We start from the raw sequence: 22,707 nt of genomic DNA, 5'->3' as shown, positions 1-22,707 counted from the left end.
TAGCCCACTTGTAACAAAGTGGAAATTAGCGGACACCAGAGCCCTTATTTGGGCAAAATTAGGGTGAATCTGTTTGTTAACGGACACAGAAGACCTTATTTCGTAAAAAAGACTGATTTCAACCTGTTTTTACCTAAATAAGGCATACTGAGTCCGCTTAGCCCATAAAACATGCCCGAAAAGTTAAAATAAGGGCTTCTGTGTCCGATACGGAGCAGTGCCTGGTCACTGTTGATTGGTTCGCCGTTTCCGGATCAATGGAAACAACAACCGATAGAATCCAGTCGGCAACCAAAACAAGTCAAATTCACCAGAGGCTATCATATTCATTAAACGAAATTTCATGTATAATGGAATTAAACGTAACGTAGATAATCAAGGAGTAGATCGTATGCAGAACAAAGCAGTCATTCTAGGAAATAACTATTATATTGGGTTAAGTACAATTCGTTGTTTGGGAGTCCATGGAATCCACACAGTTGCAATAGACTATACAGAAGAAAATCGATACGGTGCGGAATCAAAATATTGTTCGGAAAAACTGATCGCACCACATTACAAAGATGATTCGGAAGCTTTTCTTGATTTTTTAATTGATTATGCAAAAAAACAGGATGAAAAACCAGTCCTAATCCCTTGTCACGATTCGTATCTTGAGGTAATTGACACGAAGTTGGACGAGCTTAAAAACTATTATCTTATTCCACAAACTGAGCAAGGACTTTATACAAAGGTTATGAACAAAGACACGTTACATCAATTGGCTCTAGAAAAAGGTATCAAGGTACCAGAGACTGTACAAGTAACTGATCCTGATTTTTATCAAAAAATAGAATCAACTATTCAGTTTCCTTGTCTAGTAAAGCCAACAGATTCACCAAGTTTCGTTGCTAAGTTTAGACGTAAATTGTTTAAGGTTCATACGCGAGAAGAATTAGACGAGGCGATACAAAAAGCAAAGGACGCCAATTTAGAAGTAATTGTGCAACGAATTATTCCTGGTTTTGATAATCATATGTATACATTCGATGCGTATTTGAACCAAGACGCTAAAGTAACCCATTGGGCGACTTGTCAAAAACATCGTCAGTATCCAATTAATTTTGGAGCATCTGTTTATACTGTGCAAAAACATGTTCCAGAACTGTATAAGCTTGGATCGAAGTTTTTGGAAGCAACCGGCTTCAAAGGCTTTGCTGAAATTGAATTTAAAAAAGATGCTCAGACTGGTGATTATTACTTGATCGAAATCAATGCTCGGATTACTAATTTTAATCACATGTTAGCTAAAATTGGCATGAATGTGCCTTACATCACATATATGGAGCTAATAGGGAAACCTTTAGAACCAAAAGCTATTCAATCAGATACCAATACAGCATTTTGGTATGGGTATGAAGATATGTTAGCGGTGAAAGACTACGTAAAAACGAAACAGTTATCTATTGGCACAGTATTGCTGTCGTTAGTGCGACCTAAGGTTAATGCAATATGGGATATTAATGATCCTAAGCCTGGTATAGCGTTTGCAAAGTCAAAGGTTAGTAAACTTATTTCTAGGTAAATATAAGCGAAGATAGCGGTGATAACCGCAAGTGAGGAGCTGAGACGATGTTATTATCCTCTGTAGTGAACGGTCTTGAATATACAATTGTAAAAGGTGAGTTAGACAAAGATATCCATGCAATTACCTATGATTCTAGGGAAACCACAACCAACGATATATTTGTGGCTATTTCAGGGTTTGCACTTGATGGCCACAAGTTTATTGAAAAAGCTATTAAACAGGGTGCATCCACGATTATTTTGGAAAAAGATATGCCAATTGATGAAGATGTTACCGTTTTAAAAGTAGCTAACTCACGCGACGCTCTAGCACGAATTTCAGCGAACGTATATCACAATCCAACTGAGCAGCTCAACCTCATTGGAATAACTGGAACAAATGGAAAAACATCTACGACATACTTTATTAAATCTATTTTTGATCAAGCAAAAAAATCCATGGGTTTAATCGGAACAACTGGAACGGTAATTGGTAACGAGGTTATCCCGACCAAAAACACGACCCCTGAATCGTTAAATTTGCAGCAATTTTTTGCGAAAATGGTCGAGAAGGAAACGGACAACTGTATTATCGAAGTTTCTTCCCATGCATTGAACTTGAATCGGGTTGCGTATAGTCAGTTCAACACTGGGATTTTTACTAACTTATCTCCGGATCATTTGGAATTGCATAAGGACATGGATGAGTATTTTCAGGCGAAAGCAAAGCTGTTTAACCTGACAAATGAGTTTAATATAATCAATGCGGATGATTCGTATGGAAGAAAACTGATTAATCAGGTCAAGGAATATGACACCGTACTTATTACGTATGGAATCGAAGAAAAAGCAGATATTTATCCAACGAATATCCGTTACACGTTTGACGGAACAACATACACGGTGAATACGCCATCGGGAAGCATGGAGATTACAGTTAACTTGCCAGGCATGATTTATGTTTATAATAGTTTAGCTGCAATTGCTTGTGCTTATTGCAACAACATTCCACTAGATGTAATCAAACATGGTGTCCAGAATGTGAAGGCAATAAAGGGTAGAATGGAAACTGTTTATAAAGAAGATGCCTATAAGGTGATTGTTGATTTTTCCCATACAGAAGACGCATTGGAGAAAGCTTTGACCACCATTCGACCGTATGTAAAAGGAAAACTAATATTAGTATTCGGTGTCTATGCTGATGATAGTGATATGGGGAAAGAAAAGCGGATTGGTATGAGTCGAACAGCTTCACAGTTTGCTGATTTCTCTGTAGTTACATCAGATAATCCGAAACATCATGATCCAGTCGTGATTCTTAATGAAATATCCGATGCAATGAATCAATTTGATGGCAAATTCAAGGCAATCCTTGACCGTGAAACAGCCATACAATACGCGATTGAAATTAGTGAGAAAAATGATGTTATATTAATCGCTGGTAAAGGTCATGAAACGACCCAAATTGTCGGAGATAAAGAAATACCGTTCAATGAACGAGAAATCGTTTTAGAAGCGTTAAAGAGAAAGAAACAATTTGTACAGTTATAGAATGTATAACCACCCAAAAGCAATTGTTTCTAACGAATGACATATAGTATGTGTTCAATAAAACGAATAAGAAGGACCTAAGATCTCAGGTGTACATGAAAATGCAAAGCAACTTTCTTCGTTGTGATAAACTTCTTTGCCTGTTGCGAGATTAAATTTTCGCCTTCCAATGCGTGGTTGTTCGCCGCATTTTATCGAACATGTTGAACATCTACATATATGTATGAACTTGATAAAGCAGGTGGTTTACCAATGGAACAAAAAAAATTAGGCGTACTCGGTGGTATGGGGCCAATGGCTACATCGTTGTTTTTCGAAAAAGTCATTGAGCATACATTAGCAAAAAAGGACCAGGACCACTTAGACATGATTATTCTTAACCATGCAACAATACCTGACCGTACCGATGCAATTTTAAACGAAAATGAACAAGCCTTTTTACATGCTGTAAAAAAAGACTTTGAGCTCTTTGAAAAAACGGATGTAGCTAATATTGCGATACCCTGTAACACGTCCCATTATTTTTATGATACTATGCAGGCGATGACCAGCATAAACATAATTAATATGATCGATGAAACGTCAAAATACATTTATCAGAACTATGGAAAAGGCGCTAAGGTAGGGATTTTAGCAACAAACGGGACGATAAATACTGGTATTTATCAACAAGGGTGCCAAAAGTTTGGGATGGATGCAGTTGTTCCGAGCAAGCAAATACAAGATAACGTAATGCAAATTATTTATCGGTTTAAGGCAGACGAATCAATTGATCCAAGTGAGTTAGATAGGATTATAAACGAGCTTGTATTTCGTGAAGGCTGTACGTGTATAATTCTAGGATGTACGGAACTGTCCTGTATTCCAGTTAGTGACGAAGCGCGTAGGTACACCGTCGACGCAATGCAGGTATTGGTGGAACAGTCTATTATTCAATCAGGAAAACAGGTAAAAGAAAGTACGAAAGTCCTTTAAATGCGTGTTCATTAAGCCGGGAAAATTGAGGAACGAAGATATCCGCAGTTTATCATTTGATGGCTTTTTGAACAACTTCTTTAAATTGATTAGGAGGAATGATGATGAACCATCAGAAGGATAAGAAATTTGATGAGTTTTTGTCAGAGTCGTTTAAGGACGGAGCATGTGTGAGGGAGTTACGGTTATCAACCAAAGAGTTAAAGTATATTCAACTTAAATTTCCGAAATCGCAAGTTACTAAGTTATCTGATCCCAGCAATCAAGCCCCAAAGAAAGTATGGTATGAAGTAAGAATAAAATAAAAATGTGCCTGGCGTCTTTTCCGGATTCAAGGAAATGATGCCAGGCACTACTTTTTTTAGCAACGTCAGAAAGTATAAAATTCCTTAAAAGAAAAACTTCGGCATTCGCTATTAAGGACGAGGCGAATGCCGATTTTTCTAAAAAGATAATGTATAAAATCTGTCTAGCTCCAGCGTCCAGAAGCTGCCGTCATAAGCAATGGACATTTCTGCCCCACAGGACGTGGGGTAGTTCGATGTTGCCACAGGACAAGGATAGCTCCCTGAAATACATCGCACGAAGAAAAAGTGATTGTCTTTTTCGAGGATGTGGCGTTTTTAGTCGAACTTCCTTAAATCCATGCGTTCTATGGTCCCTTGCTTATGCGTTCGCGTCTAAACAGGTGCTTGCGCTTTTCTAATCGTCAATTTGTTTGTCTTCTAATGCTTCCAAAGCTGACCTTCTTTTTTCTCGCTTTCTTATCCGCTCAACAATTTCTTTTCGATTGATATGAATCGTCGGTGATTCGTAGCCTTTTGATTCTTTTATATCTGTATTTGATGCTTTCATAAATGACCAAGCTAGTAATAGCATAATAAAAATAACCGGGAAACCTGCGACAATACTAGCAGTTTGCAACGTCTCTAGATCGCCAATATACATTAATACGAGTGGTAATAAGCATAATGTGAATGCCCAGAATAAACGATTCCATCGTAATGGCTCAGACTGAACTTCTTTTTGTACAACAGCAGCCAGTATATAGGATGACGAGTCGAATGTTGTTGCTAGGAAAATAATTGCTAATACAGTAAATGCTGCAACCATCACATTAGCCATCGGAAGTTGGTGCAGAATGGCAATGATTGCCGCTGGTGCTCCAAATTCATTCATGAATCCAATGACATCAAAGGATCCTGAAAGCTGTAAATAAAGTCCAAAGTTACCCATGATACCAAAGAATAAAATACAACCGATTGTACCATATATCATGGTCCCAAGAATCATTTCCTTTATTGTTCTACCACGCGAAATACGTGCTACGAAAAGCCCAACAAATGGTGCATATACTACCCACCAAGCCCAGTAAAATACAGTCCAAGCTTCTGGGAATCCAGTTTCACTAAATCCTGCCAAATTTTGAAATGGTTCGAGCCAAGTTGCCATTCGGAAAAAGTTATCCATAATAATTCCGAGACTGCTAATAGTTGTTTCGCTAATAAATAAAGTTGGTCCGAAAACAAAGATAAATACTAATACAAAAACAGCAAGCCAAAGGTTGATATCACTTAGAACTTTTATTCCACGGCGTAGCCCAGAATATGCGCTTACTGCAAAGATTGCCGTACATAGTAACATAATTACCGTTTTCATTCCCAGTGTTACCGGTATGCCAGTAATATCGTGTACACCTTGAGCAATCATCGGCGTACCAAGTGCCAAAGTTGTACCAGCTCCGCCCATTAATCCGAACATGAATAAAATATCGACGATAACACCTATAGGGCCGTCAACTAAATTTCCTAAGACTGGTCGTACTGCTTCACTAATTTTGAGTACAGGTTTTTTTCGAACGTAATAAAAGTATGCAATTGGTAAGGCAGGTAAAGTGTAAATTGCCCACGCAATTGGTCCCCAATGAAAAATACCATATGCAGTAGACCATTGAATGGCCTCATTTGTCCCCCCTTTAATTCCAAAGGGTGGTCCTTGATAATAATAAGCCCATTCAATCATTCCCCAATATAAAATACTTGATCCAATTCCAGCAGCAAACAACATTGCTGCCCATGATGCTGTATTGAATTCCTTTTTATCTTCCGCATTTCCAAGCTTAATTTGTCCATTTTTACTGAATGCAACATAAATCAAAAATGCAAAAGCTGCAAGCCCAACTAGTAAATAGAGCATACCAAAGTTACCTGTTACAAAGTCATTTGCCTTACTAACAACTGTCGCTCCACCTTCCGGAAACAATATTAGTGGAATGGATACTGCCAACAGTAAAAATAAGGCGCCAATAAAAGTTGGCCAATCAATAACACTTTTCTTCATCTTGTATCAACCTTTCCTTATACAACACTCTATTATACATTATCTTTTGCGGAGGACAAAAATCCATACATTTCAAATGGATGATGTACATTACGTTATTGACTATAATATTCTAAATTAAATTGACATTCAGATATGTAGGCGCTATTATTTTCATAACGATTTTATTACGATATGGGCTAGTGGCGTTATGTAGTTGGGTGAACCTATAAAACTGTGTGCAAGGGGGATTCAGAATGATTTTTAATGAAAAGATGGAAACGTTAGAACGAGATGAAATGAAGGCACTCCAATTGAAAAGACTGCAACAAACTGTTCGACGAGTGGATAATCACGTTGCATTTTATCGAGAAAAGTTTAGCGATTTAGGTATTGAACCTGAAGCTATTCAATCACTTGAAGACATTAAAAAGCTTCCTTTTACAGAAAAAAAGGATCTACGTGACCATTATCCATACGGGCTTTTTGCTTCGCCAATGGAAGATATTATTCGATTACATGCCTCATCTGGGACAAGTGGAAAACCAACTGTTGTCGGGTACACAAAAAACGATATCAATGTTTGGGCCGAAATTGTAGCTAGATCGATTGCAGCTGCAGGTGGAACAGCAAATGATGTGATGCATAACGCGTACGGATATGGGCTGTTCACAGGTGGTTTAGGGCTTCATCATGGTGGGGAAAAGCTAGGGATCACTACTGTTCCAGTATCTGGCGGTAATACGAAACGACAAGTCATGATAATCGAAGACTTTAAACCGAAAGTCATTTGCTCGACACCTTCTTACGCACTGCGGATTGCAGAGCAGATGGAGGCAGATGGTAAGGACCCGCGTTCGACAAGCTTGCAATATGGAATTTTCGGCGCTGAACCTTGGTCCGAAAAAATGCGTGCGAAGTTAGAAGAAAGACTGGATATTAAAGCGGTGGATATATATGGATTAAGTGAAATCATTGGTCCAGGAGTTTCCATTGAGTGTCATGAACAGCAAGATGGTTTACACATTCAAGAAGACCATTTTTTTGTAGAAGTAATTGATCCGAATACGCTAGAGGCTGTACCGAACGGTGAATACGGTGAGCTAGTTTTTACTAGTTTAACGAAAGAAGCTTTTCCAATCATTCGCTATCGTACTGGTGATATCGCATCAATAAATAGAAGTGTGTGTAAATGTGGGCGGACGACAACACGGATGTCGCGGATTAAGGGTCGAATTGGGGATATGATGATTATTCGAGGAGTGAATGTTTTTCCTTCCGAAATGGAGCGTTCATTATTACAAGTAAAAGAATTAGCTCCACATTACCAAGTATATTTGAAAAAAGATGGGTATATGGATACAGTAGAATTACGTGTGGAATTGTCTGATGAAGCATTTTTACAGTGTGAAGGTAATCCAGAACATATAAAGATAGTAGAATTAAAAGAACGAATACAAACAGTGATCAAGCAAGAATGCCTTGTGACAATTGACGTTAATGTCCTGTCACCAAAGTCAATTCCTAGATCAGAAGGGAAGGCAGTTCGTGTGGTTGATCAGCGCGAGAAACAAACCGTGAATTAAGGAGGATAAACATGTTATATCGATATAAGGAGCAGTCGCCACGTATTCATGAAACAGCTTATGTGGCAGATAATGCGACAGTGATTGGTGATGTAGAAGTAGGTGCATATTCCACCATCCTGTTTAATGTTGTCATTAGAGGCGATGAAGGTCCAATTCGCATTGGTGAACGCTGCAATATTCAAGATAATTCAACGTGCCATCTTTATGAAAAGTTTCCGTTAATAGTAGAGGATGAGGTGTCTGTTGGGCATAATGCGATCATCCATGGATGTACATTACGTAGAGGTGCATTAGTTGGCATGGGTGCAACTGTACTAGATGGAGCTGAAATAGGTGAGTATTCAATTGTTGGAGCCAATAGCCTTGTTCCTTCAGGGAAAAAAATACCACCTCGCTCACTCGTGTTAGGTTCTCCTGGAAAGGTAGTCAGAACGTTGACAGACAAAGATATGGAAATGATTGAAGAAACGATTAATACGTATGCAGAAAAAGGACAGGAGTTTAAGAATCTTGAGCCGATAAAATAAGGAACCCAGTACTCGGTAGCTTCTTAACCGAGTGCTGGGTTCTTGTTGATGATGTGACGTGCAAGATGACGGATGGTAAATATAGGTAAAAATGTCAGTTAAATATTAATACTGGCCAAAGGAACGAAAATACTGGCTAATTTTTTTAAATACGAGCCGATTTTCAATAATACGAGCCAAATCAAACAAAATACAAGCTGATTTTCAAGAATACAAGCCAAACTACCATTATGATTCATGATCAATTTTCTCAAAGACAGATTCAAAAAAGCGTGTTGCTGGCTTTTCAAGAATGCGATAATAGTCCGCAAATAAATCAGCCGCAGCGTCCCCAATCCATTTCCCGGGTAATAATTCTTTCGGTAAACTAGGGTCAATGAATAAAAACTTCCGGTACTGATGGACAAGCAATGATCGTTTTACAAAACAACTCCCATCACTCATTTCACCGTTTTCGATCAACTTCTTATCCTCAACATAGTCTAGTTTGTATTCCTCAATAAACTCGGAGTACCTTTCATCTATTGCATCCAAATCCCAGCACTTTTTCACCAAATCCTTATAATTTCCCATTCCTTCATGGGTAGCACGGAAAAAAGTAACGTACGGTTCTACTCCATATTTCTCAATCATACTCTCCATTTGTTTCTCCATTGGGTTTGGTGTGATCCAACAGCTAGTTGATAAAGCACCGAAACCACTCCAAATCAATTCCTGTCTTAATTCATCACGTAGACGGCGCTTTTCCTCAGGAATTGTATAGATAAGCATTCGCCACTCCCCGTCCCACTCTGGGGATTCTAATTTATATATTCGCTTAGAAGCTTCTTCCATGCGCGCTCTCCCGCGTTCGGTTAACGAATAGTAACTTTTGTTACCTATTTTTTCTGATTGAACCCAGCCTTGTTTATTCATACGCGAAATTGCAGCACGTACAGATTGTTCGTTATGCCCAAACTCCTGAAGCAAGCGAATCAAGCTTCCAATCCAAATATCATTTCCATAACGGCTTATATAATCGCCATATAGTGTAAAAATCATTGAACGAGTATTAAATAATTTTTCCATGTTACTTCCTTCCCATTAACGCTGTAAACGGTAATAAAATAATCTGCTTAACATTGTACCACATTCCTTTTGTAGAAAAATAACGAAAATTTAGTTATTGATAACAATATGACACTTTGGTATACTGACGTTATATAAACGTGATAAGGAGTTGGTATGATGTACAACTATGTGGAAGATGGAGATTCCGTTTCAAATGCGTATGTTGATGACGAAGAAAAGTACGCTGCGTTTATGGCTCGAATCGAAGCAGGAGAAAAGATAGAAGCAGATGATTGGATGCCTGAAGAGTATCGAAAATCACTTATTAAACTTATTTCCATGCATGGAATTAGTGAAATAATGGGGGCACTTCCTGAAAAGGAATGGACACCGAAAGCACCTACGTTAAAAAGAAAATTAGGTATTATGGCAAAAGTACAGGATGAAATGGGACACGGGCAGCTATTATTACGTGTGACGGAAGATTTAATGCGACCTTACGGAAGAACGAGAGAAGATTTAATGCAAGACTTATTAACAGGAGATTTGAAATTCCATAATGTTTTTCATATGCCAACGAAGACGTGGGCGGATGCTGGAATGGTTGGTTGGCTCGTTGATGGGGCTGCAATCATTTCCCAAACAAATATGTTAGACGCATCGTATGGTCCTTATCAGCGAGCACTACAACGTATATGTAAAGAAGAAGTTTTTCATGCGCAACATGGTGAATCTATTATTATGGCACTTGCAGAAGGCACGGAAGAACAACGTGCTATATTACAAGATTCATTGAATCGTTGGTGGGAGCCAATCTTAATGTTCTTCGGACCTAGTTCAGCCGCAACTACAGGTTCATCAAAGCAGGACATTATGCAAAAATATAAAATCAGAAAAAGTTCAAACGAAGAACTGCGCCAAGCATTTTTGGATAAATATTTGCCGCGTGTGTTTTCACTAGGGCTTACCATCCCGGATGAAACCATTCACTATGATGAAGAAAAAGAGGAATGGGTTTATCAGCAGCCAGACTGGAACAAATTCAAACAAATCATTAAGAATAATGGGCCGAAATCACAGGATCGATTGAAGCTACGGAAAATTGCTTATGAAAATAACCAGTGGGTACGTCAAGCACTAGCACAAGAGCCTGTTGGATCATAAGCAGGCAGATAGGAGGCATACATTATGGGAGAGAGCAGTGAATCTAATTTTTACAAAGAATATGAAGTATTTAGTAAAAAAAGCGTTAAGTCACCGATCCAGCATCAATTTAGTTTATTAGCACCAAATGAGGAAATGGCGTTAAACATGGCCTTAGAAAATTTCATGCGCCGCGAAGATATTTTAGATGTATGGGTAGTTGAGCGTAGAAATATCCGTTCGCTTTCAAGTGAAGAACGTAGGCAGTGGACAAATCGTTTAGATAATAAAGATTATCGGACAACAAAAGGCTACGGCTACTTAAGACAAAAGTGGAAGGAAAAAGAGCAAGGAATGTTAGATGAAAATGAAATCATGTCTTGGAAAGAGGTGAAAAAGCGATGACACATATCGAAACAGCAGAACAAGCAAAACAGGATCCAGCTTACGTAAAAGCGTTAACAGAACTACTTTACCAATTAGCAGATGATGATTTTATTATCTCATTTCGTGGATCAGAGTGGTTAGGCCTTGCTCCACATGTAGAAGAAGATGTTGCTTTTTCATCGATTACACAAAATACAATGGGGCACGCGACACTATTCTATAATCTATTAGAAGAACTAGGTGAGGGAGATGCCGACGCACTGGCTCATGACCGACCTCCACATGACCGAAAAAATGCGATTTATTTTGAAAAGAAAAATGGTGATGGTTCGTATCTAGACGATCCTTATTATGACTGGGCATTAACAGTGGTCAGACAATACTTTTATGAGACGTTTAAAAAAGTGAAAATGGAAGCGCTTTCGACAAGCTCGTATGAACCACTTGCGAATGCTGCGAAAAAAGTATTGATGGAGCAGCCATATCATCTGGCACATTGGAAAATTTGGATGAAGCAGCTACAAGGATCTACAGAAGACGCAAAAACACGCCTACAATTCCGAATAGAAGAAGCGTGGAATGAATTCCAAGATGTACTGGAATTAGGTGCCCATGCACTGGAAATGGAAAAGCATGGGTTAATCGACGGAGAAGCATCTTTGAAAGAACGCTGGATGGAAGAAGTAAAGGCAACTTTAGTTGAAATCCCAGAATTTGATATTGGAAAAAGATCTGGCTCTGGTCGAGGTGGAGAGCATTCCACCGATTTGAATCAGGCATTGGCAATACTTTCAGAAGTATATGTAACGGATAAAAAAGCAGTTTGGTAGATTTTAACCCTGTTAATCGCGCAATAAATGCGTGAAGTCGCGCGATAAAACAGTCGAATCGCACAATCGAGCAATGTTTTCGCGCAACAACGAATAAATTGCGCGATTATCAGATATTATTGCGCGATAGTAACAATAAGATGCGCGATTTACTCGTGATACCGGTCGATTTAGTAAAGGTCATAAAGGGGGTTGTCAGATGGATGGTACAAACAAACAAGAAGAAATCTACGCTGTTATGAAAACAGTTGATGATCCAGAACTTCCTTCCGTAAGTGTATACGATCTTGGAATGGTTCATGACATTTTGGTTATGCAAAATAATGTCTTTATTTCGATGGTTCCAACGTTTGCAGGGTGTCCTGCGCTTGATTTTATTGAAGCTAATGTAAAAAAAGCCGTTGAAGCAGTAGGGTGGGTTAACGAATGTCATGTAGAGTTTTCCTATAAACATATGTGGTCTACTGACGCGATAACGGAGGTAGGACGAGTGCAATTGAGGAAACACGGTGTCTCACCGCCGCCTGAAGATTATCGGCCAGGTGATGAATGGACGGTTGATTGTCCATTCTGCGGATCTGACTATACATCAATGGATAACGTCTTTGGCCCAACTGCATGCCGCAGCATCCTATACTGCAAGTCTTGTAAAAACCCATTCGAAGCAATGAAACCAGTAGTAGTTAGTGAACAAAGATTAGGATAATTCGGTTTTAATACTTTCTACCAGCCGTAGTCGTATATACTACGTTTTCAGACGAGAGACAACTGAAAAAGTGATGGATTTTAAGACTTTTTCTTTCACCTTAACTTAGCATCTTGAATATACGGAGACTCCTTGAAAAAGAAAACCGCTTTTTCTGCGTGCGATGCTTTCTCAGGGAAGCTTTCCTTGTCCTGCGGGAAGTAAGAGATCGGCGAGACCCCGCAGGACGGCAGTCCGAGGAGGCTCGACACTCGCCCGCGGAAAGCGCAGTATATTCAAAGATGCGATGGTAGATCCACATATTTTATCTACATATTTAGTATGTAGTAATTTTTAGATATATCATCAGCCGTTAAGAAAAAAATCCAAATAAAAAGGAGTTTTTAATTATGGTAAAACTTATTGCGTTGTATAAACAACCCGAGGACAAAGAAGCTTTTGATGAGCATTATTTCAATACACATACACCAATTACAAAAAAGATACCTGGTTTACGAGATATGAAGGTAACGAAGATAGTAGGTTCGCCAATGGGAAAAAGTGAGTATTACTTGTTGTGTGAAATGTTTTACGATGACCATGAGTCGTTACAAAAGGCGATGAAAACAGATGAAGGAAAGGCTTCCGGAAAAGATGTAATGAAGTTTGCAGGTGACATCGTAACCTTAATGATTGGTGAAGAGATTGATGAGTAATTCACTGATTAAGGTAACACGTGAAGATGAGGTCGGTATAATTCAGCTCAACCGGCCTCAAGTGTTAAATGCCTTGAACCGACAACTAGTAGAAGAAGTTGTCAATCAAATGGAGGATTTTGATAAAGATGACGCCATTCGAGTAATCGTTGTAAAGGGCAATGAACGAGCATTTGCCGCTGGTGCTGACATTGCGGAAATGCAGGATGAAACTGCCTTATCTTTGGAAAAGGCAAATCCATTCGCGGATTGGGATCGTATGATGTTAATTAAAAAGCCGATCATCGCTTCTGTTAACGGATTTGCTCTAGGTGGAGGATTTGAGTTGGCACTTCATTGCGACCTGATTGTTGCAGCTGAAAACGCAAAGTTTGGTTTTCCAGAAGTAACACTTGGCGTATTACCTGGTGCAGGTGGAACACAGTATTTAACAAAAGCGATGGGCCGTGCTAAAGCACTTGAGTGGATTTGGTTAGGTGAACCGATGAGTGCCCAGCATGCACTTGACTACGGTGTAATCAATCGAGTGGTAGCACCAGAATTAGTAGAAGAAGAAACGTTGCGTCTTGCAAAGAAACTGGCCAACCGGGCACCGATTGCTTTGCGGTTGATTAAAGAAGCGGTCTATGCAGCTGATGATTTATCATTAGCCGAAGGTATGCGCGTCGAACGGAAAAATTTTTACGTAGCATTTGCTTCTGAGGATCAAAAAGAAGGAATGAAGGCGTTTATAGAAAAACGCAAGCCTTCGTTTAAGGGGGAGTAACAAATGGACTATCAAACGATTGCATATGAAAAAAATGCTCAGGTTGCTTCCATCGTTTTAAACAGACCTTCTTCCTTTAATGCATTTACGGAAGCAATGAATAAGGAAATTATCCATGCATTGAAACAAGCGAGCAAGGATGAGGAAATCCGCTGTATCGTCTTTACTGGGGATGGAAAAGCTTTTTGCGCTGGGGAAGATTTAGCTGGCGTCGATGAAAATACGGACCACGGTGAATTTCTACGTAGTCGCTATCATCCAATGATGAAAGCTATTAAGGAAACACCTAAACCGATTGTTGCGGCAGTTAATGGGATTGCTGCAGGGGCTGGAATGAGTCTGGCGTTAGCCGCGGATTTTCGATTAGTAAAACCTGATTCTAAATTTGTAAGTGCCTTTATGAACATTGGTCTTATTCCTGATTCGGGCTTTTTGTATGTTTTACCTCGCCTAATTGGTTATGCCAAAGCACTTGAAATATCGGTGCTAGGTAAGCCCATTACTGGCGATGAAGCATTTGAACTAGGGCTTGCAACGGAAGTGATTCCAGCGGATGAATGGGATGAAAAAGTTTCTGACTTCGCTAATTCGCTTGCGACAATGCCAACCAAAGCCTTTTCATTAATTAAGCGAACAATGATGGATAGCATGCACCAACCGTTCGACGAAATGCTAGAAAAAGAGGCACAGGCACAGCGAATAGCTGGTAATACAATCGATCATCAGGAAGGGTTACAGGCATTTAAGGAAAAACGTCGACCGAATTTTTTAGGTAAGTAACAGAAAGGAAGGCTAACGATGACAATACAAAACGTTACGATAATGGGAGCTGGTGTCATGGGGCGGGGCATCGCATATGTTTCTGCTCTAGCTGGTTTTCATACGACATTAGTAGATATAGCAGAAGAACAGTTACGTGAAGCGTATGAACATGCAGAGAAGACAACGAGGAAAGGGATTAAACGAGAAAAATTAACAGAGGAAGAGGCACAAAGTCTGTTAGAAAATCTACACACCTCCCTAGATTTCCAAGCTACGATGAAAACTACTGATCTATTAATTGAAGCGGTTCCGGAAAAATGTGAAATAAAAAAGAAGGTTATGGAAATTGCTGAAGATCACGCTCCTAAACATACTATTTTTGCTTCCAACACCTCGACCATTAGTCCGACAGAATTAGCGTCTTACTCAAAACGTCCAGAGCAAGTGGCTGTCATGCATTTCTTCAATCCTGTTCATCTAATGCCGCTAGTTGAGATTGTGAGAGGTTTAGAGACTAGTGATCAAACGGTTACTGCAATTCGTGAAACAGCTGAAAAAATGAGAAAAGAGACGGTTGAAGTCAATGAATTTCCTGGTTTCGTTACAAGTCGTATAAGTGCACTTGTCGGAAATGAGGCATTTCATATGCTACAAGAAGGTGTAGCGACAGCAGAGGATATTGATAAAGCAATTCGCCTCGGATTAAATTACCCAATGGGACCGTTTGAGCTTGGGGATTTAGTTGGATTAGATGCACGACTGAACAATTTGCGTTATTTACATGAAACGTTAGGCGAGAAATATCGACCTGCACCACTATTGGAACAATACGTTAAAGCTGGTCGCCTCGGACGGAAATCCGGGAAAGGTGTATATGACTACACAAGTAAAGACGAGTTGGTTCAAAAATGAGAGAAGTAGTTATTGTTGATGCTGTACGAACACCTATTGGAAGATATAAAGGAGCTTTAAAAACAATTCGCCCAGATGACCTTGGTGCGATAGTAATTAAAGCCTTAATCGAGAGAAATCCCGAATTGCCAGCAGAACAGATTGAGGAAGTCATATTAGGAAACGCCAATCAAGCTGGTGAAGACAACCGAAATGTCGCTAGAATGTCTGCGTTATTAGCGGGATTGCCAGTTAGTGTCGGGGGTTCGACGATTAATCGCCTTTGTGGATCTGGTCTTGATGCTGTCATGTCAGCTGCTCGAGCAATTGCTGTTGGCGAGGGTGATATTTACATAGCTGGTGGTACCGAAAGCATGTCTCGTGCACCACTTGTAATGGCAAAGCCTGAAAAAGAATTCCCACGTGGTAACATGGAGCTTTTTGATACCACAATTGGATGGCGTTTCATCAATAAAAAGCTAGAAAATATGTATGGTACCGATTCTATGCCACAAACAGCAGAGAACGTAGCTGAACAGTTTACTATTTCGCGCGCGGAACAAGACCAATTTGCCATTACAAGTCAGCAACGCGCTAAAAAAGCAATCGAGGAAAATTGTTTTAAAGAGGAAATTATTCCAGTTACATATAACGACCGAAAAGGTAATGAAATAGTGGTGGATACAGATGAGCATCCGCGGCCAGAAACAACGATTGAAAAACTAGCGAAACTAAAACCGTTGTTTGATGATGGAACGATTACAGCAGGAAACGCATCAGGTGTTAACGATGGGGCTTCTGCTTTACTCGTTATGAGTGCAGAGAAGGCAAAAGAACTTGGCCTTAAACCGTTAGTAAAATATGTGGTTAGTGCTACGGCAGGGATAGAGCCCTCTGTTATGGGACTTGGACCAATTTACGCATCAAAAAAAGCAATTGGTCGAACGAAGCTATCGATGAACGAAATTGGACTTGTCGAATTGAATGAGGCTTTTGCTTCTCAATCCATAGCATGTATAAACCAATTAGAGCTAGACCCAAGCAAGGTGAATGTAAATGGTGGAGCAATTGCGTTCGGGCATCCGTTGGGTGCTAGTGGTGCACGTATATTGACCACGTTAATTCATCAAATGAAAAAACAGAAAACACAATTTGGTCTTGCAACGATGTGTGTTGGAGTAGGGCAAGGAATCGCAACCATTGTTGAAAATGTATCAGAATAGCAGGTGAAAAAATGAAAACGGTATTACTGGAAATTAAAAATAATCTAGCGTACGTTACCATTAACCGAGAAGAAGCATTGAACTGTTTTAATTACGAAACACTTCATCAGCTTCAAGAAATAGTTGATACGATTCACCTTGATCCGGAAATCAAGGTGGTAATTTTTACTGGTGCTGGAGAAAAAGCGTTTAGTGCTGGCGCAGATTTAAAGGAAAGAAAAAATCTATCGGATAAAGAAGTGCGGCGTAATGTTAAAGCAATCCGAGATGTTTTCAATAGCATTGCTGAATTGCCTCAACCAACCATTGCAGCAGTTAATGGCTACGCTTTCGGTGGTGGATTTGAATTGATGATTGCTTGTGACTTTTCTATAGCGGTTGAAAGTACCAAGATGGGGCTGACAGAAACAAGCTGGGCAATTATTCCTGGAGCAGGTGGGACACAACGTCTTCCACGCTTAGTAGGAGAAATGAGAGCGAAAGAATTAATTTTTACTGCTAAAAAACTGACAGCAGACGAAGCATTTGATTTGGGCATTGTTTTAAAAGTAGTAAAAAAGGAAGAACTGATAAACGCGTGTGAGCAATTGGCTTCAGCAATCATGAATAACGGACCAGTTGCGGTTAAACAAGCAAAGTATGCGATATCACAGGGAATGAATACCGACTTGCAGACAGGATTGGCAATCGAAGCAAAGGCATATGAGTTAACCATTCCTACTGAAGATCGTCTTGAAGCTCTGCATGCATTTAATGAAAAGAGAAGCCCTCAATTTAAAGGGAAATAGCCAGATGGAGGGAAGGACAACCATGAATCCAGTATGTGAAATCCTACAAATTAAATACCCAATCATCCAAGGCGGAATGGGAAATATAAGTAACGCGCAGCTAGCAACAGCTGTATCCGAGGCTGGTGGACTTGGAACAATTGGGTGTGGAACATTGCACCCAGATGAAGTGGAAAAGATGATCGTAGAAACGAAGCAGAAAACGGATAAACCATATGCGATAAATATTGCGGTGAGTGTAACACCACACGTAAAGGAATTAATTCAATTAGTAATTAAATATAATGTTCCAATTGTTACACTATCAGCTGGTAATCCAGCACCATACATTCCACTACTACACGAGCATAATATTAAGGTCGTTGCAGTTATAGCATCCGTTAAACATGCGAAAAAGGCGGAAGAAGCTAATGCTGACATGCTAGTAGCAGAAGGTTTTGAAGCGGCGGGGATCAATTCTAGTCTTGAGCTGACTACATTTACATTAATACCGCAAATCGTTCAGAACGTCTCGATTCCTGTATTGGCAGCAGGAGGTATTGGTGATGGCAAAGGCTTGGCAGCAGCATTGACGCTTGGTGCTATGGGCGTCCAAATTGGCACGCGATTTATCGCAACTACTGAAGCACCATTTCACCCCGATTATAAAAAGCGAATTATTGATGCAGAAGATACGGGAACGACTGTTATTGGTCGACCGGTTGGACGGGTAAGGCGAATACTTAAGAACCCGTATGCTAAACAATTAGTAGACATAGAAAAACAAGGCATATCACTTGAACAATATGCAAAATTAACGTCAGAAACGCAACACGTACTAGGTGCGATTCAAGGCGACATGGAAAAAGGGTTTATGAACAGTGGCCAAGTCGCTGGTTTGATTCATAACATTCCAACGGTAAAAGAGTTATTGGATGGAATGATGATAGAAGCAAAGGAACAAATGAACCGAACTGCAAATTTATTAATGAGCGAGGAGGGAATTCGATGAAACCAGGAATGGAAGTAGGCAGAACCGAAACAATCGAAATCGAAGTGACAGAAGATATGTTTGCCAGCTTTGAAGGGAACGTTGTGCATCCAGTCTATTCTACCGTGGCAATGGTTTATCACATGGAATGGGTTTCAAGAAAGATCATTCTCCCTTTTCTAGAAGAACATGAGGAAGGCATGGGTGGTGCTGTTAAAATGAAGCATATCAATGCCTCTCCTTTGCATTCCAAGGTTAAATTAACAGCTACCTTAACCGAGTATAAAAATAATATTGTAATTACAGAGGTTGAAGCATCTAATGAAAAGGGTCTAATCGGAAAAGGCGAAGTGAAGCAAGTAATTATGCCAAAAGAAATGATTAATGAGAAGTATTCATCATCAGAAACGTACTAAATTAGTTGCAACAAGTTGAAGAAACTGACTTGTTGTTGTTAGTATGCGGACTCAGAATACCTTATTTCACTGAATTTGCCTGTATTTACGTATGAAGCGGACTCCTGATACCTTATTTACATGAAAACACAATAAAATCACTGTTTTTTTCAAAATAACGGCTCTGGTGTCCGCGAGTATTAAAATTTCACTCATTTTTATTCAAATAGCGTATCTGATGTCCGCATAGAGCAAACTAAAAGAATGAAGGATACAACTAAATTGCGAATTATTTTAAGTTCGTAATTTGAAACCGCTTACAAAAAAGGAGGCGTTAAGATGAGCTTAATAACGGAATCAACCACACATGATGATTTTGCTTTATTGGATAAATTTGCAGAGCATGAACAAGTAGTCTTTTGTAATGACAAAAGTACTGGGCTACGGGCAATCATTGCTATACATAATACAACACTTGGCCCGGCACTTGGTGGCTGTAGGATGCAACCATATAAAAACTTAGACGCTGCACTTAATGATGTTCTTCGTTTATCAAAAGGAATGAGCTATAAATGTGCAGCTGCAGATGTGGATTTTGGTGGCGGTAAAGCCGTTATAATCGGAGATCCAAAAACAGATAAAACACCCGAACTTTTTCGGGCATTCGGTCAATTTGTCGAATCACTAAACGGACGTTTTTACACTGGCACGGATATGGGAACTACAATGGATGATTTTATCTATGCAAAAAAGGAAACGAATCACATTGTGGGAGTCCCAGAAGCATATGGTGGTAGTGGAGATTCTTCCATTCCTACAGCGATGGGTGTTATCCGTGGGCTTCAAGCAACCAATAACGTATTATTTGGAAAAGACAGTCTTGACGGTGTTACTTATGCGATACAAGGGCTAGGCAAGGTAGGGTTTAAGGTCGCTGAACGTTTACTAGAGAATGGTGCTAATCTTTACGTAACAGACATTAATGAAGAAAATATTACATCACTTCAAGAAAAAGCGAAAACATTGTCTGGTTCGGTAAAGGTTGTTGATAGTAATGCTATTTATTCCCAAGAAGCAGATATATTTGTTCCATGTGCGTTAGGGGGTGTGATAAACGATAAAACAATTGATTTGCTAAAGGTAAGGGCAGTTGCTGGATCGGCTAACAATCAATTACTAACAGAGGAACATGGGGTACGCTTATCTGAAAAAGGAATTTTATATGCACCAGATTATATTATTAATTCTGGAGGGTTAATTCAAGTAGCGGATGAACTATACGAGCCAAATAAGGAAAGGGTGTTAATGAAGACGAAGGAAATCTATTCTATTATTCTTAATATCTACCATGAGGCTGAACTTCATAACATAACCACAGTAGAGGCAGCCAATCATATATGTGAGAAAGTCATAGAAAACAGGGGGAACAGAAATAACTTTTTTACACCATCAATTAAACCCAAATGGAATATTCGAGGGTAGTGAAAATCTCCAATATTCAATAAACGCTTGACTCAACTTCAGGTTCTGCTATAATGTTAGAAATTATTCTAAAAATTATAAAATTTATTTAGGGGGAAGCGGAATGAAAAAAGGTCTACTATTACTTGTCTTAGCACTAATTAGTATGATGGTTTTAGCAGCATGTGGGACAGATGATTCTTCTGAAACAAGTGGAGATGGTGAAGGAAAAACGTATACCATTGGGGCCACTCAAATTGTTGAGCATCCTTCATTAGATGCAGCATATAAAGGATTTCAAGACGCGTTAAAGGATGCTGGATTAAATGTGGAATATAACTTCCAGAACGCACAAAATGATCAAAATAATGTTGCTTTAATTTCTGATAACTTTGTTGCAGATCAGGTAGACTTAATTTTTGCAAACTCTACACCTAGTGCACTTGGGGCAGCACAGGCAACAGATGAGATTCCAATCGTATTCACATCAGTAACAGATGCGGTAGGTGCAGGATTGGTGAAGTCATTAGATGAACCAGGTAAAAATATAACCGGTGTTCAAGATCTTCATCCAGATGCTATCGCTAAAACGGTAGAGTTTATTGATAAAACATTTGAGGGAGCAAATGTTGGTTTAATTTACAATGCCGGCGAGCAAAACTCAGTTAGTCAAATTAAAGACGTGAAAAAAGCGGCGGAAGGAACTAGTCTTACTCTTTCAGAGCGCACAGTATCGACTTCAGCAGAGGTTAGTCAGGCTGCGACTACATTAGCTGGAGAAGTAGATGTTTTTTATATCATTACAGATAACACAGTAGTTTCAGCATTGGACAGTGTAATAGGTGTTGCAAATGAACAGGACATTCCACTAATCGTTGGTGAGCCAAATTCATTGAAAAAAGGTGGATTTGCGACATTTGGTATTGACTATCATACAATTGGGTATCGTGCCGGAGAAATGGCAGCTGCTATTTTAACTGGTGAAAAAACAATTCAGGATTTTCCAGTAGAACATCCACAGGAAATTCAATTATTTATTAATAAAGAGGCTGCAGATAAGCAAGGTGTTGAATGGAATAAAGAATGGGATGAAAAAGCAAAGATTGTAGAACAAGAGTAATTACATTGCAACTTTGTTAGACGCGGGGGGATTACAATATGTTTTATTCATTATTTGGAGCTGTCGAATCAGGAGTAATCTATGCAATTATGGCATTGGGCGTTTATTTAACATTCCGCGTCTTAGATTTTCCTGATTTAACGGTAGATGGAAGCTTTGTGACAGGGGCAGCTGTTGCTGCAATCACGATGATGAATGGTGTACCACCAGCCATTGCAACATTGCTAGCAGCAGTTGCTGGATTTTTGGCAGGTTGTGTAACAGGTGTACTTCATACAAAGGGTAAAATTAATGCATTATTAGCAGGGATTATTATGATGATTGCCTTGTACTCTATTAACCTACGAATCATGGGACAACCTACATTATCACTTTTACGAGAATCAACCATTTTTAAACAACTAGAATCAGTTTGGGCAGCAACTGGAATTGATGCATTTTTAAATGGAATTGTGCAATTTTTTGGTGTAGAACAGCTTCCTGGAACGTGGGCAATTGTTATACTCATGATCATCGTGACATTAGCAATTAAGTTAATAACTGATTATTTCCTGAAAACAGAAGTGGGACTAGCGATCCGCGCTACTGGTGATAACCAAAAAATGATTAGAAGTCTCTCAGGTAATACTGATTGGCTTATTATCTTCGGGGTCGGGATATCAAACGCGCTAGTTGCTTTCTCAGGGGCATTAATTGCCCAACATGGTGGATTTGCAGATGTTGGAATGGGAATCGGGATGATTATAATCGGACTCGCTTCCGTAATCATAGGTGAAGCATTGTTTGGAACGAAAACGATTGCCAGAACGACACTAGCTGTAATCCTTGGTGCAATTGTCTACCGAATTGTAGTTACGTTAGCATTACAGGTTGAATTTTTAAAAGCAGGTGATATGAAAGCAATTACAGCCATTTTAGTAATTGCGGCGCTAGTAGCACCTAAACTATTGTCAGCTCGAAAAGAGAAAAAACGACGGTTGCGAAAACAAGCACATTTAAAAATGGAGGTGTAGC

General features: G+C 39.4%; 23 protein-coding genes. 21 read left to right on the top strand and 2 right to left on the bottom strand.

The genetic code is table 11. The features are described 5' to 3' along the window. The first annotated feature begins 343 nt into the window (after nucleotides 1-343). From ACY9Z2_RS02085 to ACY9Z2_RS02070, 4 genes are all read left to right on the top strand, one after another. On the top strand, nucleotides 344-1,564 hold the full coding sequence (locus tag ACY9Z2_RS02085; protein ID WP_463607942.1) for a carboxylate--amine ligase: 1,221 nt from the start codon (nucleotides 344-346) through the stop codon (nucleotides 1,562-1,564). A 47-nt stretch (nucleotides 1,565-1,611) separates the two neighbouring features. Further along, entirely contained in the window at nucleotides 1,612-3,096 is a 1,485-nt protein-coding gene (locus tag ACY9Z2_RS02080) for a UDP-N-acetylmuramoyl-L-alanyl-D-glutamate--2,6-diaminopimelate ligase (RefSeq protein ID WP_463607941.1), read from the top strand. A 252-nt stretch (nucleotides 3,097-3,348) separates the two neighbouring features. Continuing rightward, nucleotides 3,349-4,071, top strand: a complete 723-nt coding sequence (cuyB, locus tag ACY9Z2_RS02075) for a cysteate racemase (RefSeq protein ID WP_463607940.1) — start codon at nucleotides 3,349-3,351, stop codon at nucleotides 4,069-4,071. Between the two features lie 104 nt (nucleotides 4,072-4,175). Then, nucleotides 4,176-4,376, top strand: coding sequence for a hypothetical protein (locus ACY9Z2_RS02070; RefSeq protein ID WP_463607939.1), 201 nt, complete (start codon nucleotides 4,176-4,178; stop codon nucleotides 4,374-4,376). Nucleotides 4,377-4,773: 397 nt separating this feature from the next. Here ACY9Z2_RS02070 and ACY9Z2_RS02065 read toward each other — a convergent pair whose 3' ends face one another. After that, entirely contained in the window at nucleotides 4,774-6,411 is a 1,638-nt protein-coding gene (locus tag ACY9Z2_RS02065; protein ID WP_463607938.1) for a BCCT family transporter, read from the bottom strand. Between the two features lie 236 nt (nucleotides 6,412-6,647). Between ACY9Z2_RS02065 and ACY9Z2_RS02060 the strand changes: the two genes are divergently transcribed. Beyond that, nucleotides 6,648-7,976: a phenylacetate--CoA ligase family protein gene (locus tag ACY9Z2_RS02060; protein WP_463607937.1), complete on the top strand. Its 1,329-nt coding sequence runs from the start codon at nucleotides 6,648-6,650 to the stop codon at nucleotides 7,974-7,976. 11 nt (nucleotides 7,977-7,987) lie between these two features. Continuing rightward, nucleotides 7,988-8,506, top strand: coding sequence for a gamma carbonic anhydrase family protein (locus ACY9Z2_RS02055; RefSeq protein ID WP_463607936.1), 519 nt, complete (start codon nucleotides 7,988-7,990; stop codon nucleotides 8,504-8,506). A gap of 228 nt (nucleotides 8,507-8,734) precedes the next feature. Here the strand turns inward: ACY9Z2_RS02055 and paaX are convergent, their stop codons facing one another. Next, nucleotides 8,735-9,574 carry a phenylacetic acid degradation operon negative regulatory protein PaaX gene (gene paaX, locus ACY9Z2_RS02050; protein WP_463607935.1) on the bottom strand — a complete coding sequence of 280 codons (840 nt, stop codon included), beginning with the start codon at nucleotides 9,572-9,574 and terminating at the stop codon, nucleotides 8,735-8,737. 159 nt (nucleotides 9,575-9,733) lie between these two features. Between paaX and paaA the strand changes: the two genes are divergently transcribed. The 15 genes from paaA (at nucleotide 9,734) to ACY9Z2_RS01975 (ending at nucleotide 22,706) form a co-directional block, all read left to right on the top strand. Further along, nucleotides 9,734-10,720, top strand: a complete 987-nt coding sequence (paaA, locus tag ACY9Z2_RS02045; RefSeq protein ID WP_463607934.1) for a 1,2-phenylacetyl-CoA epoxidase subunit PaaA — start codon at nucleotides 9,734-9,736, stop codon at nucleotides 10,718-10,720. A 24-nt stretch (nucleotides 10,721-10,744) separates the two neighbouring features. Then, on the top strand, nucleotides 10,745-11,104 hold the full coding sequence (gene paaB / locus ACY9Z2_RS02040; protein ID WP_463607933.1) for a 1,2-phenylacetyl-CoA epoxidase subunit PaaB: 360 nt from the start codon (nucleotides 10,745-10,747) through the stop codon (nucleotides 11,102-11,104). Continuing rightward, on the top strand, nucleotides 11,101-11,916 hold the full coding sequence (gene paaC / locus ACY9Z2_RS02035) for a 1,2-phenylacetyl-CoA epoxidase subunit PaaC (RefSeq protein WP_463607932.1): 816 nt from the start codon (nucleotides 11,101-11,103) through the stop codon (nucleotides 11,914-11,916). Before paaB ends, paaC begins: the two co-directional genes overlap by 4 nt. 199 nt (nucleotides 11,917-12,115) lie before the next feature. Continuing rightward, the gene (gene paaD / locus ACY9Z2_RS02030; RefSeq protein ID WP_463607931.1) at nucleotides 12,116-12,622 is read left to right on the top strand and encodes a 1,2-phenylacetyl-CoA epoxidase subunit PaaD; all 507 of its coding nucleotides are present in this window, start codon (nucleotides 12,116-12,118) and stop codon (nucleotides 12,620-12,622) included. Between the two features lie 389 nt (nucleotides 12,623-13,011). Beyond that, nucleotides 13,012-13,317, top strand: coding sequence for an EthD family reductase (locus ACY9Z2_RS02025; RefSeq protein ID WP_463607930.1), 306 nt, complete (start codon nucleotides 13,012-13,014; stop codon nucleotides 13,315-13,317). Further along, nucleotides 13,310-14,083, top strand: coding sequence for an enoyl-CoA hydratase-related protein (locus ACY9Z2_RS02020; protein ID WP_463607929.1), 774 nt, complete (start codon nucleotides 13,310-13,312; stop codon nucleotides 14,081-14,083). Before ACY9Z2_RS02025 ends, ACY9Z2_RS02020 begins: the two co-directional genes overlap by 8 nt. A 3-nt stretch (nucleotides 14,084-14,086) precedes the next feature. Continuing rightward, complete coding sequence (locus ACY9Z2_RS02015; RefSeq protein WP_463607928.1) at nucleotides 14,087-14,863, top strand: enoyl-CoA hydratase/isomerase family protein; 777 nt, start codon at nucleotides 14,087-14,089, stop codon at nucleotides 14,861-14,863. A gap of 18 nt (nucleotides 14,864-14,881) precedes the next feature. Next, nucleotides 14,882-15,757, top strand: a complete 876-nt coding sequence (locus ACY9Z2_RS02010) for a 3-hydroxyacyl-CoA dehydrogenase (RefSeq protein WP_463607927.1) — start codon at nucleotides 14,882-14,884, stop codon at nucleotides 15,755-15,757. Next, nucleotides 15,754-16,959: an acetyl-CoA C-acyltransferase gene (locus tag ACY9Z2_RS02005; RefSeq protein WP_463607926.1), complete on the top strand. Its 1,206-nt coding sequence runs from the start codon at nucleotides 15,754-15,756 to the stop codon at nucleotides 16,957-16,959. Before ACY9Z2_RS02010 ends, ACY9Z2_RS02005 begins: the two co-directional genes overlap by 4 nt. Before the next feature lie 11 nt (nucleotides 16,960-16,970). Then, a complete protein-coding gene (locus ACY9Z2_RS02000) occupies nucleotides 16,971-17,747 on the top strand; it encodes an enoyl-CoA hydratase-related protein (RefSeq protein ID WP_463607925.1) in 777 nt (258 codons plus the stop codon). A 22-nt stretch (nucleotides 17,748-17,769) separates the two neighbouring features. Then, a complete protein-coding gene (locus tag ACY9Z2_RS01995) occupies nucleotides 17,770-18,738 on the top strand; it encodes an NAD(P)H-dependent flavin oxidoreductase (protein ID WP_463607924.1) in 969 nt (322 codons plus the stop codon). Beyond that, nucleotides 18,735-19,133 (top strand): thioesterase family protein, encoded by a 399-nt coding sequence (locus ACY9Z2_RS01990; RefSeq protein ID WP_463607923.1) that lies wholly within the window; start codon nucleotides 18,735-18,737, stop codon nucleotides 19,131-19,133. Before ACY9Z2_RS01995 ends, ACY9Z2_RS01990 begins: the two co-directional genes overlap by 4 nt. A gap of 318 nt (nucleotides 19,134-19,451) precedes the next feature. Beyond that, complete coding sequence (locus ACY9Z2_RS01985) at nucleotides 19,452-20,594, top strand: Leu/Phe/Val dehydrogenase (RefSeq protein WP_463607922.1); 1,143 nt, start codon at nucleotides 19,452-19,454, stop codon at nucleotides 20,592-20,594. 103 nt (nucleotides 20,595-20,697) lie between these two features. Beyond that, on the top strand, nucleotides 20,698-21,693 hold the full coding sequence (locus ACY9Z2_RS01980) for an ABC transporter substrate-binding protein (RefSeq protein WP_463607921.1): 996 nt from the start codon (nucleotides 20,698-20,700) through the stop codon (nucleotides 21,691-21,693). Between the two features lie 38 nt (nucleotides 21,694-21,731). Then, nucleotides 21,732-22,706: an ABC transporter permease gene (locus ACY9Z2_RS01975; RefSeq protein WP_463607920.1), complete on the top strand. Its 975-nt coding sequence runs from the start codon at nucleotides 21,732-21,734 to the stop codon at nucleotides 22,704-22,706. The last annotated feature ends 1 nt before the right edge of the window (nucleotide 22,707 follow it).

The organism is Virgibacillus sp. GM2-2, from assembly GCF_055329585.1.
The sequence above is the reverse complement of the archived record's forward strand: the minus strand, read 5'-3'. Positions and strand labels throughout refer to the sequence as shown.

Coding starts and splice junctions, on each gene's coding strand:
- ACY9Z2_RS02060 (WP_463607937.1), top strand. CDS start 6,648: ATGATTTTTAATGAAAAGATGGAAACGTTAGAACGAGATGAAATGAAG.
- ACY9Z2_RS02055 (WP_463607936.1), top strand. CDS start 7,988: ATGTTATATCGATATAAGGAGCAGTCGCCACGTATTCATGAAACAGCT.
- ACY9Z2_RS02025 (WP_463607930.1), top strand. CDS start 13,012: ATGGTAAAACTTATTGCGTTGTATAAACAACCCGAGGACAAAGAAGCT.
- ACY9Z2_RS01985 (WP_463607922.1), top strand. CDS start 19,452: ATGAGCTTAATAACGGAATCAACCACACATGATGATTTTGCTTTATTG.
- paaA (WP_463607934.1), top strand. CDS start 9,734: ATGTACAACTATGTGGAAGATGGAGATTCCGTTTCAAATGCGTATGTT.
- ACY9Z2_RS02085 (WP_463607942.1), top strand. CDS start 344: ATGTATAATGGAATTAAACGTAACGTAGATAATCAAGGAGTAGATCGT.
- ACY9Z2_RS02065 (WP_463607938.1), bottom strand. CDS start 6,411: ATGAAGAAAAGTGTTATTGATTGGCCAACTTTTATTGGCGCCTTATTT.
- ACY9Z2_RS02020 (WP_463607929.1), top strand. CDS start 13,310: ATGAGTAATTCACTGATTAAGGTAACACGTGAAGATGAGGTCGGTATA.
- cuyB (WP_463607940.1), top strand. CDS start 3,349: ATGGAACAAAAAAAATTAGGCGTACTCGGTGGTATGGGGCCAATGGCT.
- ACY9Z2_RS01975 (WP_463607920.1), top strand. CDS start 21,732: ATGTTTTATTCATTATTTGGAGCTGTCGAATCAGGAGTAATCTATGCA.
- ACY9Z2_RS01995 (WP_463607924.1), top strand. CDS start 17,770: ATGAATCCAGTATGTGAAATCCTACAAATTAAATACCCAATCATCCAA.
- ACY9Z2_RS02010 (WP_463607927.1), top strand. CDS start 14,882: ATGACAATACAAAACGTTACGATAATGGGAGCTGGTGTCATGGGGCGG.
- paaB (WP_463607933.1), top strand. CDS start 10,745: ATGGGAGAGAGCAGTGAATCTAATTTTTACAAAGAATATGAAGTATTT.
- ACY9Z2_RS02000 (WP_463607925.1), top strand. CDS start 16,971: ATGAAAACGGTATTACTGGAAATTAAAAATAATCTAGCGTACGTTACC.
- paaX (WP_463607935.1), bottom strand. CDS start 9,574: ATGGAAAAATTATTTAATACTCGTTCAATGATTTTTACACTATATGGC.
- ACY9Z2_RS02005 (WP_463607926.1), top strand. CDS start 15,754: ATGAGAGAAGTAGTTATTGTTGATGCTGTACGAACACCTATTGGAAGA.
- paaD (WP_463607931.1), top strand. CDS start 12,116: ATGGATGGTACAAACAAACAAGAAGAAATCTACGCTGTTATGAAAACA.
- paaC (WP_463607932.1), top strand. CDS start 11,101: ATGACACATATCGAAACAGCAGAACAAGCAAAACAGGATCCAGCTTAC.
- ACY9Z2_RS01980 (WP_463607921.1), top strand. CDS start 20,698: ATGAAAAAAGGTCTACTATTACTTGTCTTAGCACTAATTAGTATGATG.
- ACY9Z2_RS02080 (WP_463607941.1), top strand. CDS start 1,612: ATGTTATTATCCTCTGTAGTGAACGGTCTTGAATATACAATTGTAAAA.
- ACY9Z2_RS02015 (WP_463607928.1), top strand. CDS start 14,087: ATGGACTATCAAACGATTGCATATGAAAAAAATGCTCAGGTTGCTTCC.
- ACY9Z2_RS02070 (WP_463607939.1), top strand. CDS start 4,176: ATGAACCATCAGAAGGATAAGAAATTTGATGAGTTTTTGTCAGAGTCG.
- ACY9Z2_RS01990 (WP_463607923.1), top strand. CDS start 18,735: ATGAAACCAGGAATGGAAGTAGGCAGAACCGAAACAATCGAAATCGAA.